Source organism: Candidatus Blochmannia americanus (nom. nud.), from assembly GCF_059934915.1.
This window is the reverse complement of record NZ_CP011792.1, coordinates 175,034-195,967: the sequence shown is the minus strand read 5'-3', so window position 1 is coordinate 195,967 and position 20,934 is coordinate 175,034. Positions and strand designations below refer to the sequence as shown.

Sequence of the window (20,934 nt, the reverse complement as noted above, 5' to 3'; positions counted from 1 at the left end):
ATAACATATGACAATCGAAATTAATGTGCCAAATATTGGTGAGGATGAATTAGAAGTTACAGAAATAATGGTTAAAATTGGAGATAAAATTAATACTAATCAGTCACTTATCATAATTGAAGGTGATAAATCATCTATGGAAATACCAGCTCCCTGTTCTGGGATTGTTATTAAAATTAATGTCCATGTTGGAGATAAAATACATACAGGATCTTTAATTTTATTACTTGATACACAAAATCATACTGATACTCTTACTCTTAAAGATCAAAAGGATATTATCCCTGATTCTTTTATTTCAACAAACAATGATATAAAATCACGAGCGATATGTGACGATGATATACATCACAGCACTCATACCACATTCGATGTCACGATGCATCACGCTACACCGTTAGTGCGTCATATGGCTCGTACGTTCGGAATAGATTTATCACAAGTAAAAGGTAGCGGGCGTAAGGGACGTATTTTAAAAGAAGATATTCAAAACTATATAAACGATATTTCAATGTATCATACAACTCGTATGTCATCTATTCAATCTCATCAACTACTACCTATATTATCTTGGCCGAAAGTAGATTTTAGCAAATTTGGCAATATTACAACTGTAACGTTAAGTAAAATACAAAAAACCGCTGGTGCGAATTTACAAAGAAATTGGATAATGCTTCCACATGTAACACAATTTGATGAAGCTGATATTACCGATTTGGAAAGTTTTAGAAAACAACAAAATATTGATATTGAAAAGAAAAAGAAGAATTGTAAAATTACGCTTTTAGTTTTCGTTATAAAAGCAGTTGCAAAAGCATTAGAAGAGTTGCCACGGTTTAATAGTTCTTTGTCTCAAGATGGTCAAACACTAATTTTAAAAAATTACATTAATATTGGCGTAGCAGTAGATACCCCTAAAGGTTTATTAGTACCTGTTCTTAACAATGTAAATACAAAAGGTATTATTTTACTGTCACAAGAATTAGCGGAGCTTTCAAAGAAAGCTCGTTCTGGAAATCGATTAACTCCTTCCAATATGCAAGGAGGAAGCTTCACTATATCTAATTTAGGGGGTATTGGAGGTACGGCTTTTACTCCAATTGTTAATGTTCCAGAAGTAGCTATTTTAGGCATGTCTAAATCTTTTATAAAACCGATTTGGACTGGAAAAGAATTTACTCCACGTTTAATGCTACCTTTATCATTATCATACGACCATCGTGTTATTGATGGAGCTGATGGCGCTCGATTTATAACGCTTATTAACAAAATAATTTCTGATACACGACTATTATCTATGTAAACTTATTAATTATATAAGATAAATTTGAAAATTTTTCGTTTTTTTTTAAAATTATTTTGTGCTATTAACTATAAAAATAGTTATCACCTAAATCATAAACATATATGTTATCATCAAACATAAGTTATATATAATACAGCAATACAGATCTAATTAAATTAGATACAATCATTAACAGTTCTAATCAGAATATAAGAGGTATCATATATTATGCATATACAAACAAAAACTCAAGTTCTTGTTTTAGGCGCAGGACCAGGAGGTTATTCTGCTGCTTTTCGCTGCGCTGATTTAGGTATGGATACTACAATAATAGAACGTTTTCCTTCTTTAGGTGGAGTATGTCTTAATGTTGGTTGCATTCCTTCGAAAACATTATTACACATTGCCAAATTAATTGAAACAAAAAAGAAATTAAATAATTATGGTATTATTTTAGGAGAAACACATATTGATATCGACAAGACACGATCTTGGAAGGATAAGATTATCACTCAACTGTCAAATGGTTTAAGTGCTATGGCAAAAGCAAGGAACGTTAAAGTAGTTGATGGGGTTGGAAAATTTATTGATAGCAATACTATTCAAGTTGAAAATCATCAGATGACTTTAAAAATAACCTTTAATCACGCTATTATAGCAGCAGGATCCCATGCTGTATCTCTACCACATATTCCGAATGATCCGCGTATTTGGAATTCAACCGATGCTCTATCTTTAAAATCAATACCTAAGCGTCTTTTAATTATAGGTTCTGGAGCTATAGGATTAGAAATGGCAACAATATACCATGCTTTTGGCTCAAAAATTGATATAGTAGAAATGTATAATCAAATTATGCCTATTTTAGATGAAGATACCATTAATTTTTTTACTAAAATAATTAGTAAAAATATTAATTTAATTCTAGATACTAAAGTTAATATAATAGAGGCTAAACAAGATGGGATTCATGTAACTGTGGAAAATAAAAAAACTTCCCTAAAAAATACTCAACGTTATGATGCATTATTAGTAGCAATTGGGCGAGCTCCAAATGGGAATATATTAAATATTGAACATACAGGAGTAAATGTAGACAAATATGGTTTTATTCCTGTAGATCAGCAAATGCGCACTAATATACAACACATTTTTGCCATTGGAGATATTATCGGGCATCCAATGTTAGCTCATAAAAGTATTCATGAAGGACATATAGCGGCAGAAATTATTTCTGGTAAAAAACGTTGTTTCAATCCAATCGTAATCCCATCCATTATATATACTGATCCAGAAATAGCATGGGTTGGATATACCGAGAAAGATGCTCAAGAAAGAAATATAGATTACGAAGTTACAATTTTTCCTTGGATGGCTTCAGGTAGAGCAATCACCGAAGATTGTCAAGAAGGTATAACCAAATTAATTTTTGACAAAAAAACAAACAGAATTATCGGGGGGGCAATCGTAGGAACCCATGCTAGTGAAATACTAGGAGAAATTGCATTAGCTATTGAAATGGGGTGTGATGTAGAAGATATTACTTTAACTATTCACGCTCATCCGACCTTGTATGAATCAATAGCATCATCAGCATCTATTTATGATGGATCAATTACTGATTTACCTAATATAAAAAAAAGACATAATAAATTGCAATAATTCTTAAAATTTTAAACAAATTAATTGCAAAAAAAATACTGCTATATGCAGTTATGTTCTTTTATAACTTATAAAATATGAAAATATACTAACATTAATTAACGTATAATTAATAAATCAATACATGGTTATTTTATTTATTCAGAAACTGAAAATATATATTTTCTCTAAGATATACCTGTAAAGTTACAATTTATATTGTTAATATATAACATAGCAATCACATGTTAGTATTAATAATATAAATAATATCTTGATAATATTAGCATCTCTTGAAGAAAAAATATTTCATAATTTACTTAAATATCAATAAACAAATAACACGTGTTATGATTTACATGTTATAAATCCATTATTAATAATGAACGATATTTATCATTAACCTAAAAAATAATTTATATAATCATAGAATAGAGTTATAGATAAATATAATATATATATGATATATATCATTAGTATTAATTATTTGGTAAGATAATTAATATTATATCCTTAATTGATGAGTATTAAAAAATTTTTAACATTTTTATTGTTTAAAATATTTAATTCAATGCATTATAAATAAAGATTTATTTCTCTAAAATTAAAATCAATCACAATTAATACTACAATATCCCGTTAAAAATTGATTATGATAATATTATTTACTGTATCCATTAAAAATTTACAATGAAAAAATGCTAAAACTCCACTAAATTAGAACAACAAAAATAAATTAAAATTTAATAAACCTAAATTTTTACGAACTTTTTTAATAATCAAATTCACACTTAAAATGATTCTAAATTTTAAATAAAATAAATAAATATTAACTATTTTTTTATTTCATTAAAATAAAAAACTAATTCATCTTAACGTAAGACTTACTCAATATTTTCTATTCTGCCGTTTCAAGTAAAATACCTCATAGGACGCTGACTGTTTGTTATTCCCTTGATCTTTTATATTGAATGTTGTGCTGCCTGTGCTGCGAACATTTTCCGATCATAGCCAAATAAATAACATTATTGACACCTCTGACTTCCAGAACTTAACGATCACCTATATTAACAATATAAACTTGTATAAAACAAAAAAACTCTATTAATAATCATATAAATTAAGTCACAAAAATTAGCCTACTATTTGTTCTTAACTCTATTGCATTCCCATTATATAATCAAAACACTGGTGCTCTTTATAAAACCCTAACTTTTAACATAAAACTTTCTTAATTAAGGTTTCAAAAATATAAAATATTATACACCAATAATATAACAACCATTTAAATGATCAAATACATCGCAATAATTTTAAAATTTGATGAAATATTATTTTATTCACACTATCAACATTTATTGTTTTAATGAATAACAGAATAATGTATTATGATAAATTTTTATCTACCAATTACTAATAATTATATATTCAAACGCAAATATTATAATATTTAATATATACATACTAAACTATAAAATCACTATTCATAAATAATCAATCAAATCCACAATAAAGCATAAATTATTTATGCATCAAATAAACTTGTTGTATATATTATCTTTTTATCAAAAAACTCATCTAGTATTCAACATTTAGTTGGACATATATTTGTAATACATGACCAACTAAATGTTGAAACTTTTCATAGTTACAAAAATTTTTCTCATTAAATATATTAATTATAATTGGGGGATCAAATTATGGAAATATGTACTTCAAGTACCACGCTAATTTAAAAATAAAACAAACAAATATTATTATATATTTTTATAAACACAACGATTATTTATAAATAATTCATACTAAAAAATACTATTTTTATTATTTATACTGTGACTTAAAATTTTTTAACTAACTAATTTCTTAATAATATGCAATTTTTACTAAAAACTACAGAAATTTCTATAAATTACAACAATTCTTAAATATTGATAAAAAACGCACTTATAACACAAATTTACATCATAATAATAAAAAACCAATAATAAAAAATCTGTTATTAATTAAATTTACAACAACTATATTAATATAATTTTAAAATTAAATACAAACATATACCATATAATTTAATATCACTTGATTAAATGAAATAGATACTATATCATATTTTTTTTAGAATACAAAATAATGCATACAACATGTTAGTATAACTAACGTATATTTTTTATTCCCTCCAAAAATCTAAACCATTCCTAGGTATAGTTTTCACGATATCCATTATAATCTCCCCCCTGGGGAGAACAAAGTGATTATCTAATTCAAACAAAGGATGGATCACAAATTCTCTATTAAGAATACCATGATGGGGTATTCTTAATAGAGAATTATATATAACATGTTTGCCGAACAATAAAATATCTAAATCTAATGTGCGTGACTGCCATGAAAGTGAATTATGTAACCGTATACGCCCTTGTTTTTTTTCAATATATTGAATGTGACTTAACAATGCTCTCGGGGATAAATTAGTATCCAATATTATTATTGCATTTAAAAAATCAGGTTGATTTTTATGTCCTAAAGGCCTACTACGATAATAGGAAGAAAAAGCTATAAACTCAGTCATCGGAAGCTCAGCAAGAGAACATATAGCTCGATCTGCTTGTTTTTTTGGATTTAACATATTACTACCAAGTCCTATCCAAACTCGTTCCATTTTATTACACATCCTAATTAATTATCAATTTATCGGTCTTTTATTTTTATAAAAAATTTAAATAATTACCAAAATTAAAAAATTAATAAATTTTATATAAACAAATTTTTATATAAAACATAATCAAAAATATCAACTAATATTTACAGTAAACTATATGTACAACTTTAAAAAATGACTTTTTTTAAAATTATATTCAATATATAGCATATATATATATATTAAATTAATTTTGACCATGAAAATTTATCCGGTCATTTGTTTTTCTTTAATTTCTTCTAAAGTTTTACAATCAATACATAAATCAGCTGTTGGGCGAGCCTCTAATCTTCGAATCCCAATTTCTACATCACATGATGCGCAAAATCCAAATTCATTTGTATCTATTTTTTTTAATGTTTTTTCAATTTTTTCAACAAGTTTATATTCTCTATCACGATTACGCAATTGAATATTAAATTCTTCCTCTTGCACTGCTCTATCCACTGGATCTGGGAAATTAACTGACGCTTGACCTTGCGTACATAATGTGGAATATCCTAAATCATCTGTAATCTGATTTTTCCACGCCTCAAGAATACGCTTAAAATGTAAAAGTTGATCATAACTCATATATTCCTCATTAGGCTTCCGTTGATATGGTGTAACTCCAGCAATTATTAATACATTCAAAGAAGAATGCTTACGACTACTTGGTGACTTTGTTGACATATGTTTATTCCTGTTTATATATAATTAAAAACAACTCATATCAATATTTTATTAGATTTAATTATTCATACATCAAATCTGATTTTTGATATCATAAACACGTAATGAATTCTAATTTTTTATAATAATTATTCTATTGAAATAAATGCAATAAAACAAACACAATTAACCTCATCAATTATATATATCACCTATGTAATAATGATTAAACATATATTTATAATCAAGGCTTATAATAACTTTGATGTCATTAAAATATTTTTAATAAAACGTTTTGATAATGACAAAAAATATTTTGCTGCCTATAATGACATCATCAATTTTATTGATCCTTAAAATGTTAAAATCGTACAATGGTGTGATTTAAATATTTATAAAATACCGTATCTTCATTACAAAATAGTGATACTATTATACATAGTTTGTAAAATATTGTTCTAAAAATTTTTGATATTAGTTTTTCAGTCTTTAGGAATACACATTGTACAAAAACATGTTGTTATTTAATAACAAATAAAATTATGTCTTATATTGTTGCTCTCACTGGTGGTATTTGTTCTGGAAAGAGCGTTGTTGCTAAAAAATTCTCTAGTTTATCAAAAAAAATCTCTATAATAGATGCTGATGTGATTTCTAGAAAAGTCACACAGCCAGGAAGCATTGCGTTGTATATGATAATCAAATATTTTGGCTCCTGCATATTACTTCCTAACGGCTCATTAAATAGATCTATGTTAAAGAAAATAATTTTTTTTAATCCTAAAGACAAAGAATGGCTTGAAAAATTATTACATCCCCTTATTAGAAAAGAAACACAAAAAACCATCAACATATTGTCTAATCGATCATCTTATATTCTATGGATTACTCCATTATTAATAGAAAATAATTTACAAAAATTTGCAGATCACATACTGATGATAGACGTACATATTGACATTCAATTAGCTCGAATCATTAATAGAGATAAAATAAGCAAAAAATATGCTGAAAATATTTTATTATCCCAAGTATCCCGTCAAGATAGATTTAATTTTGCTGATAAAATAATTGAAAATAATAATAGTCCTGATGACATAACAGAATATATTCATCAGTTACATCAATCTTATCTCAAAATAAAAAATAATAATTACTAAAAACACTATTTTTAACAACAAACATAAAAATTTCAAAGTTTTCTTTATCCTACTACAATACTCAAACTAATTTTCATAATGGCGTAAAAATGATTTAGTGAAATTATATTTTTTTCATATCATCACGATAATCATTCATATCTACCACGTAGCCACCTTAGATAACATCAAACGCTGATTACATACTATAATAAGAAGCATTGTTGGTATTTAAGGGTATCAGTCAGTTTACCTAAAAACTTCAAATAAACTACGCATAAAACAATAATTTTATCTAAATTTATGTTTATAAATATTTATCACTTACAAACTAACAGTCAAAGATGACACTGTAAAAATACTATACATCACATTACTATAATATAAATAACTACAATAACATCAAATATTAAACACATATCAATGATTCTTATATGTAATTTTGCCGTGACATTCTTTAAATTTCTTATTGGATCCACAAGGGCAGAAATCATTATAACCTACTGTTTTATTCTTAGTTAACGTATGTTTACGTAAAAAATAATCTATCGATAAAAATTTAGCATTAATTGCTGGAATATTTATAGACTGAATATCATTACACTCATTAGTTTCATTTAAACCAGATTCTTTTTTATCAAATAATTCTACTACCAACTTACTAATTTCGCTTATTACTTCATATTTTAAATGATCTAACATTTTAGTAAACATAGCAAATGACTCTCTTTTATATTCCTGCTTAGGGTCTTTTTGTGCATATCCTCTTAAATGAATCCCTTGACGCAAATACTCCATTGATGCTAAATGCTCTTTCCATAGAGCATCTAACGTTCTTAACATAATTCCCTTTTCAAAAAAACACATAATCTTTATCCCGATTATTTTCCTAATGTGTTCATATTGTTGTACCATTTTTTCTAATATACGCTGACGTAATCTTTCTTTTTCTTCATATAATCTAGAATCTATCTCTATCCATTGTACGAGAGGTAATGCTAAACAAAAATCATTTTTTAAACACTCTTCCAATTTTATTAGATCTTTTTTATCCTCTATAACATGCAATGGAATATAAGTATTAAATAATTTATCAACAACGTCACAACGAATATTATTAATAACATCGCTGATATCTGACATATTTAATAAATTATCACGTTGTTCATAAATAACATGACGCTGATCATTCGCTACATCATCATATTCTAACAATTGCTTTCTAATATCAAAATTACGATTTTCTACCTTTTTTTGAGCATGAGCAATAGCTTTAGTAATCCATGGATGTTCTATCGATTCCCCCGATTGCATACCCAATTTTTTCATCATGTTTATCAATCTATTAGAAGCAAAAATACGTATTAGTGCATCTTCCATTGACAAATAAAATCTAGATGAACCTATATCTCCTTGTCGCCCCGATCGTCCGCGAAGTTGATTGTCAATACGACGAGATTCATGTCGTTCAGTACCGATGACATGTAATCCTCCTGATTTTAACACTGCATCATGACGTTTTTTCCAATCAGATTGAATTTTTAAAATTTTACACTTACTTGATTTATGTAGCGCTGCAATTTCTGCGCGCCAATTTCCTCCTAACATAATATCAGTTCCACGACCAGCCATATTTGTAGCAATAGTTACTGCACCGGGATATCCTGCTTGCGCTATAATATCTGCTTCCGCAGCATGGAATTTAGCATTCAAAATTTTATGAGTAATTCCGATTCGACTTAAAGCACGAGAAATAATTTCAGATTTATCAATTGATATAGTCCCCACTAATACGGGTTGATTCCGATTAACACAATCTTTAATATCATTAATGATAGCATCAATTTTTTCATGTTCTGTCATATAAATCACATCCGGAAAATCATTACGAATCATAGGGCGATTAGTTGGTATCACTACAGTATCTAATTTATAAATAGAGCGAAATTCAAATGCTTCAGTATTCGCTGTACCTGTCATGCCAGACAACTTTTCATATAAACGGAAGTAATTTTGAAATGTAATTGAAGCTAATGTTTGATTTTCATTTTGAATAGTTACACGTTCTTTAGCTTCTATTGCTTGATGCAGCCCATCTGACCATCGACGCCCGGGCATAACACGTCCTGTGTGTTCGTCAATAATAAGTATTTCGTCATTTTTGACAAGATAATCCACTTCACACGCAAATAAAATATGCGCACGAAATGCTACATTAACATGATGCATTAATATAATATTATCTGATGAATACAACGATTCACCTGGATTCATAATTCCAGATTTAATTAATAATTGTTCTATTAATATTAATCCATTCTCACTTAATATAACTTGTCTGGATTTTTCATCGATAGTGAAATATTCTTCCTTTAAATCATGTATATTTTTTGAATTTTGTTTAATTATACTTAAAACTAATTCGTTGATTTTTAAATATAATACAGAAGTATTATCTGAAGACCCAGAAATAACCAATGGAGTACGAGCCTCATCGATTAAAATAGAATCTACTTCATCTACCAACGCATAATGTAACCCTCGCTGTACCCGTTCTTCCGGAACAAAAACCATATTATCACGTAAATAATCAAAACCATATTCATTATTTGTTCCATAGGTAATATCTGCTGTATAAGCAGAACGTTTCACAGATGCCGATACCCCCGGTAAATTAATTCCAACAGTTAACCCCAAAAATTCAAATAACGGTCTATTATTTACTGCATCTCTATGTGCTAAATAATTATTAACTGTAACGATGTGCACTCCTTGCCCACTTAATGCGTTTAAATAAGCAGGTAAAGTAGCTGTTAAAGTTTTTCCTTCTCCAGTTTTCATTTCCGCAATACAACGACCATTGAGAACTATCCCTCCCAATAATTGAGCATCAAACAAACGTATATTAAATATTCTCTTAATAGCTTCACGCACCACAGCAAACGCTTGTGGTAATAATTCCTCGATCTTTATACCTGATTGAATCAATGCACGAAACTCATTAGTTTTAGAAGCAAGTTGGCTATCATTTAATTTTTCTATATCTTTTTCCATATAATTTATAATATTCACCACTTTTTTCATACGATGCAATACACGTTCATTTCTATTTTTAAAAATTTTAGTAAATAATTTAAAAAATGGTGTTATCATGACAATTCATATCTCATTACAATGAGAGCACATTATTGGAATCACAATACAACAATCATATATTTTCTGTTTATAATACACTCGATATGCATATATCGAGCAACTTTGATAATTATTATCAAAACCACATTCATTACAATTTATTAAAATAAATGGTAATGAATTAAATAAATATAATATAATTTTGTATCATAAATTATATAAAGATATATATATATTTTATATTAAACATCTTATATAATATAGATATATTATTAATTGTTAATCAGCACATATTTATTATTCTAAAACTGCAATGCTTTAAGTAAATTTAAAAAATTTTAAAATAACTACTCACTAACCTCAAAAATATCATGTATCATGCAAAAGCATGAAGATAAATTTCATATATACACAGAATATATCTTAATTTGATGATACCGAAAATTTCTATAAGTATGAATAAAAGAAATAAAACATTAAAGATGTTAATTTTTATTAAATAATTAATAAGTCTAATGATATGTGGAATATGATATATCCTGATATTTATCAAAACCTTATAGAAGGTATAATATACAACAATTATTGTTAATATATCTAAATAATTTTCAATGTTTTTAAGCTAAAATAACTATAAACTACAGATACAATTTTATAACCCAAACACATAAATGACTATGTATTGTTTGTTTTTTTCAATAAATACATAACAATAATAAGATTATCATAAATAAATTTAATTAAATTTAGCTCTAAAACTTACTATGATATTATCGTCTTCTATATTCGAACATGTGAGGAGATGTAAGAAATCTTAAAATCTAAAGGTAAATCAGATGTATTAGAAAAGGTAGTCATTTCCCATGCTTCTTGGCACGATAAAACAGTTTTTAGTAACTTATTATTTAAGGTATGTCCAGACTTGAAAGCAGTAAAAGAACCAATAAGATTATGTCCGCACATAAATAAATCCCCAATAGCATCAAGCATTTTGTGGCGAACAAACTCATCATCAAAACGCAACCCATCTTTATTAAGTACACGATAATCATCAATTATTATAGCAGAATTAAAACTTCCTCCTAAAGCAAACCCTCGCGATTGCAAATCTTTTATATCACGCATAAAACCAAAAGTACGTGCACGACTAATATTATTAATAAATGATACTGAAGAAAAATCAAAAAAACAATGTTGTGTTTTAACATTGATAGCTGGATGATTAAAATCAATAGTAAAATCAAGCGTAAAACCATTAAATGGTTTCAATTCAGCCCATTTTTCTCCATCCTCAACACGTACGGTTCTTTTTAATCGAAGAAATTTTTTTGCACTATTAAGTTCTTCTATCCCAGCATCTAATAATAAGCATACAAAAGGACTAGCGCTACCATCCATTATTGGCACTTCAGGTGCATTAAGTTCTATAATAATATTGTCAATACCCAGTCCTGCCTGAGCAGCGCTTAAGTGTTCAACAGTAAAAATCTGAGCCCCATATTCATTAATCAAACATGTGCATAATACAGTGTTTCCTACTGATCTAATATTAACCTGAAAATCTACAGGAGGATGCAAGTCAGTACGACGATAAATAATTCCAGTATTTTCTGAAGTGGGGCGCAAAGTTAAAGTAACTTTTTTACCAGTATGCAAACCTACGCCAGTAGTTTGCACAACACGTTTCAATGTTCGCTGTTTTATCATTATACCACATCTCGTGCAACTATCGCATTATTTACTTTATTAGCAAATTACTACATATAACCATTTTATTCTGAATTAATCATTTAAATTATCCTTAATTCAGTCTGCTTGTTGTCTTAGAAAAGCGGGAATGTCTAAATAATCTATATCTTTATCAAGAGCTGTGTTTTGATGATCTACCGTGTTAGACGACACATGTCTTGATTCCTTAAAAAACGTAGATACTCTTTGAGGAGAATGATTGTGATAATGCTTATCCCGTGCTATCTTTTTTTCCTCTTTAGTACTAGATAAAATAACATCTGAACGTTTATCGGCACCAATTCCTGTAGCTACTACAGTAACGCGTAATTCATTATTTATGTCTGGATCTAAAGCAGTGCCAATTACTACTGTCGCATTATCGGAAGCAAAAGAACGTATAGTATTACCTACAGTCTCAAATTCATCTAATCGTAGATCTAAACCAGAAGTAATATTTACTAAAACACCACGAGCACCAGACAAATCAATATCCTCTAATAAAGGACTGGCAATTGCTAACTCCGATGCTTCTTCTGCTCTATCATCACCACAGCCCACTCCGGCTCCCATCATGGCATACCCCATTTCCGACATGACTGTGCGTACATCTGCAAAATCTACATTCATTAAACCTGGTCGAGTAATCAATTCCGCGATACCTTGTACCGCTCCCTTGAGTACATCATTAGCAGCACTAAAAGCATCTAATAATGACACACCACGCCCTAAAACTTTCAATAATTTATCATTTGGAATTGTTATTAATGAATCTACATATTTAGATAATTCAGAAATACCTTGTTCAGCAAATGTCATACGTTTTTTCCCTTCAAAATTAAAAGGTTTAGTAACTACAGCTACAGTTAAAATTCCTAGATCTTTAGCTACTTCTGCTATTATCGGGGCAGCTCCTGTACCGGTTCCCCCGCCCATTCCTGCAGCAATAAATACCATATCTGCACCCTCTATAGTAGCCTTCAATACATCGCGATCTTCTTCTGCAGAATTACGACCAATTTCTGGATTAGCACCCGCTCCTAATCCTTTAGTAATAGAACTGCCAATTTGAATAGTTTGAGCTACTGTCATCTTTCTTAACGCTTGGGCATCAGTATTAACAGCAAAAAAATCTACACCTTCAATACGTTCACGCAACATATGCTCGATTGCATTGCTGCCGCCTCCGCCAATTCCAATAACTTTAATTACTGCATCACTAGTTAATTCCATTGGTTCAAACATAATGTTCTCCATATTCCTCAATTATCTTAAAAAAATTAATTATTTCGCACGGATTTAGCATATTTTATACTCATAAAAACTCAAAATTCTTTTTTTAACCAATTATTCATTTTTCTTATCCAACCTTTAATTGTTACTCCTTTTTCTATATCTATTTCATTGTTTAAATGAGATTCTTTTCCGTAATGTAATAACCCAATAACAGTAGAATACTGAGGCCTTTTTATATCATCTATTATCCCATTTGTATTTATAGAAGATGCAATACGAACTTGTGTATGAAATACTTTTTGTGCACAAGCCGATAATCCCTCCATAAGAGATGCTCCTCCAGTTAACACGATACCTGCTGCAAGATGATGTTTAATATTAAGTTGATGCAGTTGTGATTGTAACTGTAATATTTCTTTATGAACCAACATCATTAATTCAATGTATCGAGGCTCAATAATCTCTGCTAACATATGACGTTGTAAAATACGAGGTGGTCTCCCTCCGACACTTGGAACTTCTATATTTTCTCCCTTACTAATTAAAGATTCTAAAGCACAACCATAGCGTACTTTAATTATTTCTGCATCAGACAATGGCGTTCCGAAAGCGTAAGCAATATCACTAGTCACTACATTTCCAGCATACGGGATAACTTTGGTATGGCGCAAAGCTCCGGCAGTATATATTGCTATATCCATAGTCCCGCCACCAAGATCTACAACACAAACACCTAACTCACGTTCATCTTCTGTTAAAACAGCATAACTTGAAGCTAATCCAGAAAATATCAATTGATCCACCTGCAATCCACATCGCTCTACTGCCTTAACAATATTCTTGGCCATATCATTATGACAAGTAATTAAATGAACTTTAGCTTGCATTCTAACCCCAGATAATCCGACCGGATTTTTTATACCTTCTTGATAATCAATAGCATAATCCTGTGGAATTACATGTAATATTCGATGTTCATCACGTACTTTAACTGACTTGGCTATATGTACTACATTATCCACATCTGATTGCGTCACCTCTTCTTCTGAAATAGGTACCATACCTATTTCATTTTTACAACTAATATGTTTTCCGGACAAAGAAAGATAAACAGATGAAATTTGACAACCTGCCATTAATTCCGCTTGATTAATAGAATATTGCACACATTTTATTACTGACTCTAAATTATTCACCCCCCCTTTATCCATACCCCGTGATGGACAATATCCTAACCCGATAATATTTACTATTCCATCAGGCAAAATCTCACCTACCATCGTAGCGACCTTAGCTGTTCCAATTTCTAATCCTACTAGTAATTTTTTATCTGAAGCTTTGATCATATTTGCGATTGCCTTTATTTATTTTCTTTTATTTATTAGAAATACAGGAGTGATTGGGCTATGAGACCCATCTCACAGCAAATCCTGAGTGATAACGTAAATCTATATAATCAATACATCTATTATTATTGTTGATTTTCTGAAGAAGAATAGGATAAATTCTAATAAAATAATATAATCGTTCGATTATATTATTTCTACCTAATTTTAAATGAATATTATTTTGTAAAATCAGTTGCCACGAATAACGTGTATCCATTCGTACTGATTTTATTTGAAATTTGATAGATTTTAATATCTCATTAAACACATAATAATTGGTTAATACGGCCTGTTCGCTACCTTCTGGTCCATACAAATATGGAATTAATTCAACATTACTATCTTGATCTTCTTTGGGTATACTAAATATATCCCCTGTTGTACTAATTGCGCATAAATCATTCCAATATGCTACTGGTATATATTCTACTATATGAATTTTTAACGTATCTGGCCATTGTTTCCTAACGCTAACCTGCTGAATCCATGGTAAACATTCAATTTTTTTTTGAATAACATTTACATCTTGTGTTATAAATGCGCCTAACTCACCTAATTTTACTATTATCTGATTAATCTCAGTGTTAGTAGTATACTGACGTTTACCAGTTACTATCATATAAGATGCAGGACAAGAAAAAAAAATATGTATCCATTCTCTTATTTTATAAGAACTCCAAATGCTACCAATTGCAGCAATCAATATTAGTATCCAATTTAATAACTGATGACGAAGTTTATATCTTCTTAACTTTAATAAAATATATTCAACTATCGCTCTGATGCACCTACCCAGTGTTATTGTAGGTATATTAACAATCCACTCCTTGCGCATTTTTATTTTCACAAAAACTCATTACTGTACTGTGTTCATGCCTATATTTTGATTACTCCGTATCATTCAAAGTTATAATGATCACATGATGCCTATACTATAACATTATTTCTAATAATCAATCCACGTACAACTGTTCCTATTGTACCAGCTCCTTGAATCAGGAGTAAATCGTTATTTTTTAAGAATCGGGCTAATGTTTCTAATAACACCTGAGTATCCGATATAAATACTGGATTAATCTTACCATATTCACGAATTGTATGACATAAGGATTGACTATCTGCTCCACAAATAGGTGATTCTCCGGCAGAATCAACACTTAATATTAAGAGAATATCCACAGTAGAAAGCACATCGACAAAATCACGATATAACTCTTTTATACGCGTATACCGATGCGGTTGAAATACCATAATTAACCGTCTATCAGGCCATCCGGTTCGAACTGTCGTAATGGTAGCATATAATTCAGCAGGGTGATGCCCATAATCATCTATTAATAAAAATTTTCCTGTTTGACCATTGATTCTATTTAAAGAATAATGACCTAAATTTTCAAAACGCCTATGAGTTCCTTGAAAGTTTAACATAGTTTTTAGAATGTTTTTATCACTAATGCCTCCCATAGTCGCTACCGCAATAGCAGCTGTAGCGTTAAGAGCATTATGACAACCAGGGGCATTTAAAGTTACCTGTAATTTTGTTTTATTTGGACGTAATACAGTAAAACTACTTTTTTCTATATGCTGATGATAATTAAAAATATGTAAATCTGCACTTGTACTAAAACCATAAGTTATCACTTTTCTGTTAATTCTAGGTAGAATCTCACAAATTATCGGATCATCAATACATACTATAGCATATCCATAAAATGGTAGATTATGCAAAAAACTAACAAATGCTTTTTTAAGGCATTCAAAATTTCCTTGATATAAACTTATATGATCGGTATCAATATTAGTAATTACTTCTACTATAGGATGTAAATGCAAAAATGAACCATCACTTTCATCTGCTTCTACAATTAAATAACGACTATACCCATGGCGAGCATACACTCCTTCTGATTTTACTAGACCACCATTTATAAATGTTGGGTCTAATCCTGCCTCAGTATAAATATTAGCTATCATTGTTGTGGTAGTAGTTTTCCCATGCGTCCCAGAAATAGCTATTCCATATCTAAATCTCATTAATTCAGACAACATTTCTGCTCGTTTAATAACAGGAATTCGAGCTCGTTTAGCAGCTAAAATTTCAGGGTTATTTGAGGTTATAGCACTAGATACAACTACAACATTAGCATTATCTATATTGCTATATCTATGGCCTACATAAACCTTCACTCCCAACTCAAGCAAATGACATATCGCATTATTATAAATAATATCAGAACCAGTAATACGATAACCTTCATGAGCCAATATTTCTGCAATACCACACATACCAGTTCCACCTATACCAACAAAATGTATTTGTCTGATACGCTCACCCATCATTGGTATGACATCCCGCAATTTAGATAACAGTATATTTGGTATATTTGTTCAATATACTTTCAATATTTGTCTATAGATTAAAAAATTAAATTATTAATATATTTATTTTTTTAAATATTCAATTATGGTTTGAGAAACCTGTTGAGTTGCATTAGGTATAGCTATACTTCTAGCGCGTTGAGCCATACTATATAATGTTTTTCGATCCCAAGATTCTAACACTGTACTCACAGAATCACTTGTAAAATTTTGTTGTTCAATAATTTTTGCTGCTCCTACTTGCACTAACGGCACAGCATTCCAATATTGCTGACGATCTCTATGATGTATAAAAGGTACAAATATTGCCGGTAATCCTACAACTGATACTTCGCTTACTGTCAATGCTCCAGCACGAGATATGAGTATATCTGCCCAAGCATACGCTTGGGCTATATCATCAATAAATCTCACAATTCTATGGTAGCTTTGTTTTATTTTTTGATAAGCCCATATTACTTGTCTGAAATCTTGTTCTCCAACTTGGTGCCATATAATCAATTTATTAGATAATTTTTCAGCCATATTTGGAATAATTTTATTTAATATATGCGCTCCTTGACTCCCTCCAATTACTAAAACACGAATAGGACCAACGCGGCCTTGCCATCGTTTCGTTGGATTTGGCACAGCTAATATTGTGCGTCTTATTGGATTTCCCACCATTTTGGCGTTAGGAAAAGTACTGGGAAATCCTTGCAATATTTTTTTAGCAAACATTGACAAATACTGATTGGTTAAACCAATAATTCTATTTTGTTCATGTATGATTAATGGAATTCCACACGTCCATGCTGCTAATCCACTAGGTCCAGATATATATCCGCCCATACCTAATACTATATCAGGTTTCCAATATTTTATAATTTTTCGCGCTTGATATATTGCTAAACAAATAAACAATGGCATTATGCACTTAATATGTAATTTTTCACCATACCACCTTTTAATATGAATAAATTTAATATCAATTCCATATTTTGGAACCAAATTAGCTTCAATACGATCTGCAGTGCCTAACCAAACAACTTGATATCCATTATTGATTAAATAATGGGCCACCGATAATCCTGGAAAGACATGACCCCCGCTACCACCTGCTGCGATCATAATTCTCTTTTTTTGATTCATTTTTTAGTTCGCTTTAAAAAAGCTTGATCTTTTGACAAACGTGTTTCGAAATCTATTCTTAACAACAGTACACTTGCCACGACTGTAATTAAAAAACTAGATCCTCCATAACTAATCAATGGTAATGTTAACCCTTTTGTAGGTAATATTCCGCTAACAGCTCCTATATTAATAAATATTTGCAACCCAAACCAAATACTCACAGAACAAGCTAAAATACCGGAAAATCTTTGATTAACATTCAAAGCACGATAACCAATAGTCATAGCACGAAATACGATTATAAATAACATGAATAATACCAAAATTGCTCCAAAATATCCTAATTCTTCCGCAAGAATGGAAAAAATAAAATCAGTATGAGCTTCAGGCAAATATTCTAATTTCAGTACAGAATTCCCTAATCCTTCTCCAAAACATTTTCCACGACCAAAAGCTATCAATGATTGAGTTAATTGATAACCATTACCAAATGGATCTTGCCATGGATTCCAAAAAGTAAGTATACGTTGTATACGATAAGGTTTAATCGCAATTGATAGCGCAATTAAAAATATATTAAACATAAAAATCAATATTAACTGCCATAATTTAGCGCCAAAAAGAAATAATATAGATAAAGTAATGATAAAAAGAATAATAATACTGCCAAAATCAGGTTGCGCTAACAATAACATAGCTAATAACATCATTATCCCTATAGGTTTACATATACCCCAAAAATTGGTACATACTTCTTTTGGTTTACGCACTAAATAATTAGCAAGATAACAAATAAAAGATAATTTCGATAATTCCGAAGGCTGAATACACAATGAACCCCACATTATCCAACGTGATGCCCCATTAGCAGAATTGTTTAATATTAACGCAGCTATTAACAACATAAAACTACATAACAACATGATAACACTATAATTCTTCCAAATCATTATAGGTATTCTTAAAATTATTAAAGACAATAAGAATGTTATGCCATAATAAATAATCACGCGCTTTATGAAATAACATGGATCATTCGCTAATCGTATTCCAATAGGAATTGATCCTGAACTAATGATAATAAAACCAACACTAATTAATCCTAACAACAACCAAAAAAACATACGATCATATAGTATGATAGTATTTAATGATCTTTTTTTACACAACTTTAACGACTGATTGATAATGTTTGTTATAAAAATCCTCATTATCCAAATTCTCGTGCAAAATAAGTAAATACAAACCCACGCATTTCAAATGATTTAAATTGATCTAAACTAGAACAAGCGGGAGATAACAAAACGACGTCCTTTTCTTTTGTGCGACGACTCACAATGCGCATGGCTTGTATCATTGTATTTGTAAAAATAACATTACTACATCCTAATTCTGTCAATAATAATCCATCTTTTCCAAAACAATATAAATGTATATCATATTGTTTAATCAAATGTTTCAATGAAGAAAAATCAGCTAATTTTCCATCGCCTCCTAACATTAAATGTAATGTACCAGATAACATTAAATTATTAATGGCTTCTTTAGTAGCATTAACATTAGTAGCTTTAGAATCATTAATCCAACTTACCCCATGATTTTTATAAATTAATTGACAACGATGTACTAATCCAGAAAATTGACATAATACTTTTAAAGAAACAGAACGAGGAATATTGACGATATCTGATAATACTAAAGCAGATAATGCATTTACATAATTAATACGATTATTAATCTTCATCATAGAACAATTGAATACATATTCATTATATGCAACTATCCAAGTATGTCCTTTATAAAATTTCAAATAATAATCTGCAGAATCTGCTTTATTTTTTAAACCAAAACTCACTCGATGATCATAATCATCTGATATAGGCACTGTTAAAGGATCTGAAGCATTCATCACACAAATTTTAGCATTTCTATAAATCTTTTGTTTAGAAAAACAATATTGTTTTAACCCACCAGAATAACGATCCATATGATCTTCACTAATATTTAAGATCACAGCTGCTAATGCTCGTAAACTATAGATTGTATCTAGTTGAAAACTTGAAATCTCTAATATATATAACTGATACGATTTACTTAATAAAGAAAGCGCAGGTACACCTATGTTTCCTGCAACACCAACATGCCAACCACCACTTTTAGCCATACTAGAAACTAATTGGGTTACTGTGCTCTTTCCATTAGATCCAGTAATAGCTATTATTGGAGCAGTTACCTCACGAACAAATAATTCAATATCACCAATAATCTCTACTCCTAATTTTAAAGCTTCAATTAAAATTGGATGGTCCAGACGAACTCCAGGACTAACTACAATTAACGTAGCACTTAATAACCATACATCATTGAATGCACCTAAATAGCACTTTACGACATGTGGTATTTTTTTTATACCTGGAGGCCGCAAGCGAGTATCTATTACTTTTGGTATTACACCACGAGCTAAAAAAAAATTTACACAAGATAAACCTGTCATCCCTAAACCAATAATTACAACTCGTGATCCTTGGTAATTAATCATATTTT

14 protein-coding genes are annotated in these 20,934 nt (G+C 29.6%); 3 read left to right on the top strand and 11 right to left on the bottom strand.

Translation table 11 applies throughout. The annotated features are described in order from the left end of the window. Positions 1 to 7 precede the first annotated feature (7 nt). Positions 8 to 1,303 carry a dihydrolipoyllysine-residue acetyltransferase gene (gene aceF, locus Bamer462_RS00785; RefSeq protein WP_500837812.1) on the top strand — a complete coding sequence of 432 codons (1,296 nt, stop codon included), beginning with the start codon at positions 8 to 10 and terminating at the stop codon, positions 1,301 to 1,303. A 207-nt stretch (positions 1,304 to 1,510) separates the two neighbouring features. Next, positions 1,511 to 2,947 carry a dihydrolipoyl dehydrogenase gene (gene lpdA, locus Bamer462_RS00780; RefSeq protein WP_500837973.1) on the top strand — a complete coding sequence of 479 codons (1,437 nt, stop codon included), beginning with the start codon at positions 1,511 to 1,513 and terminating at the stop codon, positions 2,945 to 2,947. A gap of 2,143 nt (positions 2,948 to 5,090) precedes the next feature. On the opposite strand, the gene folK is transcribed toward lpdA, so the two are convergent. Both folK and dksA read right to left on the bottom strand, forming a co-directional pair. Further along, positions 5,091 to 5,582, bottom strand: a complete 492-nt coding sequence (gene folK / locus Bamer462_RS00775) for a 2-amino-4-hydroxy-6-hydroxymethyldihydropteridine diphosphokinase (protein WP_500837811.1) — start codon at positions 5,580 to 5,582, stop codon at positions 5,091 to 5,093. Positions 5,583 to 5,828: 246 nt separating this feature from the next. Continuing rightward, positions 5,829 to 6,293, bottom strand: a complete 465-nt coding sequence (dksA, locus tag Bamer462_RS00770; RefSeq protein ID WP_500837810.1) for an RNA polymerase-binding protein DksA — start codon at positions 6,291 to 6,293, stop codon at positions 5,829 to 5,831. A gap of 521 nt (positions 6,294 to 6,814) precedes the next feature. Between dksA and coaE the strand changes: the two genes are divergently transcribed. Beyond that, a complete protein-coding gene (coaE, locus tag Bamer462_RS00765) occupies positions 6,815 to 7,432 on the top strand; it encodes a dephospho-CoA kinase (protein WP_500837809.1) in 618 nt (205 codons plus the stop codon). Positions 7,433 to 7,831: 399 nt separating this feature from the next. Here coaE and secA read toward each other — a convergent pair whose 3' ends face one another. From secA to murD, 9 genes are all read right to left on the bottom strand, one after another. Next, positions 7,832 to 10,564: a preprotein translocase subunit SecA gene (secA, locus tag Bamer462_RS00760; RefSeq protein WP_500837808.1), complete on the bottom strand. Its 2,733-nt coding sequence runs from the start codon at positions 10,562 to 10,564 to the stop codon at positions 7,832 to 7,834. Between the two features lie 762 nt (positions 10,565 to 11,326). Further along, on the bottom strand, positions 11,327 to 12,253 hold the full coding sequence (gene lpxC, locus Bamer462_RS00755; protein WP_500837807.1) for a UDP-3-O-acyl-N-acetylglucosamine deacetylase: 927 nt from the start codon (positions 12,251 to 12,253) through the stop codon (positions 11,327 to 11,329). Between the two features lie 99 nt (positions 12,254 to 12,352). Next, positions 12,353 to 13,519 carry a cell division protein FtsZ gene (gene ftsZ / locus Bamer462_RS00750; protein ID WP_500837806.1) on the bottom strand — a complete coding sequence of 389 codons (1,167 nt, stop codon included), beginning with the start codon at positions 13,517 to 13,519 and terminating at the stop codon, positions 12,353 to 12,355. A gap of 80 nt (positions 13,520 to 13,599) precedes the next feature. Further along, positions 13,600 to 14,856: a cell division protein FtsA gene (ftsA, locus tag Bamer462_RS00745; protein ID WP_500837805.1), complete on the bottom strand. Its 1,257-nt coding sequence runs from the start codon at positions 14,854 to 14,856 to the stop codon at positions 13,600 to 13,602. Positions 14,857 to 14,914: 58 nt separating this feature from the next. Then, positions 14,915 to 15,733 carry a cell division protein FtsQ/DivIB gene (locus Bamer462_RS00740; protein ID WP_500837804.1) on the bottom strand — a complete coding sequence of 273 codons (819 nt, stop codon included), beginning with the start codon at positions 15,731 to 15,733 and terminating at the stop codon, positions 14,915 to 14,917. A 92-nt stretch (positions 15,734 to 15,825) separates the two neighbouring features. Next, positions 15,826 to 17,238: a UDP-N-acetylmuramate--L-alanine ligase gene (gene murC / locus Bamer462_RS00735; RefSeq protein ID WP_500837803.1), complete on the bottom strand. Its 1,413-nt coding sequence runs from the start codon at positions 17,236 to 17,238 to the stop codon at positions 15,826 to 15,828. Between the two features lie 102 nt (positions 17,239 to 17,340). Next, a complete protein-coding gene (gene murG, locus Bamer462_RS00730; RefSeq protein ID WP_500837802.1) occupies positions 17,341 to 18,408 on the bottom strand; it encodes an undecaprenyldiphospho-muramoylpentapeptide beta-N-acetylglucosaminyltransferase in 1,068 nt (355 codons plus the stop codon). Beyond that, positions 18,405 to 19,601 (bottom strand): cell division protein FtsW, encoded by a 1,197-nt coding sequence (gene ftsW / locus Bamer462_RS00725; protein WP_500837801.1) that lies wholly within the window; start codon positions 19,599 to 19,601, stop codon positions 18,405 to 18,407. Before ftsW ends, murG begins: the two co-directional genes overlap by 4 nt. Then, entirely contained in the window at positions 19,601 to 20,929 is a 1,329-nt protein-coding gene (murD, locus tag Bamer462_RS00720; protein WP_500837800.1) for a UDP-N-acetylmuramoyl-L-alanine--D-glutamate ligase, read from the bottom strand. The genes ftsW and murD overlap by 1 nt, the downstream gene beginning before the upstream one ends. Positions 20,930 to 20,934: the final 5 nt, after the last annotated feature.

Coding starts and splice junctions, on each gene's coding strand:
- ftsA (WP_500837805.1), bottom strand. CDS start 14,856: ATGATCAAAGCTTCAGATAAAAAATTACTAGTAGGATTAGAAATTGGA.
- dksA (WP_500837810.1), bottom strand. CDS start 6,293: ATGTCAACAAAGTCACCAAGTAGTCGTAAGCATTCTTCTTTGAATGTA.
- folK (WP_500837811.1), bottom strand. CDS start 5,582: ATGGAACGAGTTTGGATAGGACTTGGTAGTAATATGTTAAATCCAAAA.
- ftsW (WP_500837801.1), bottom strand. CDS start 19,601: ATGAGGATTTTTATAACAAACATTATCAATCAGTCGTTAAAGTTGTGT.
- murG (WP_500837802.1), bottom strand. CDS start 18,408: ATGAATCAAAAAAAGAGAATTATGATCGCAGCAGGTGGTAGCGGGGGT.
- ftsZ (WP_500837806.1), bottom strand. CDS start 13,519: ATGTTTGAACCAATGGAATTAACTAGTGATGCAGTAATTAAAGTTATT.
- murD (WP_500837800.1), bottom strand. CDS start 20,929: ATGATTAATTACCAAGGATCACGAGTTGTAATTATTGGTTTAGGGATG.
- aceF (WP_500837812.1), top strand. CDS start 8: ATGACAATCGAAATTAATGTGCCAAATATTGGTGAGGATGAATTAGAA.
- Bamer462_RS00740 (WP_500837804.1), bottom strand. CDS start 15,733: ATGCGCAAGGAGTGGATTGTTAATATACCTACAATAACACTGGGTAGG.
- secA (WP_500837808.1), bottom strand. CDS start 10,564: ATGATAACACCATTTTTTAAATTATTTACTAAAATTTTTAAAAATAGA.
- murC (WP_500837803.1), bottom strand. CDS start 17,238: ATGATGGGTGAGCGTATCAGACAAATACATTTTGTTGGTATAGGTGGA.
- coaE (WP_500837809.1), top strand. CDS start 6,815: ATGTCTTATATTGTTGCTCTCACTGGTGGTATTTGTTCTGGAAAGAGC.
- lpxC (WP_500837807.1), bottom strand. CDS start 12,253: ATGATAAAACAGCGAACATTGAAACGTGTTGTGCAAACTACTGGCGTA.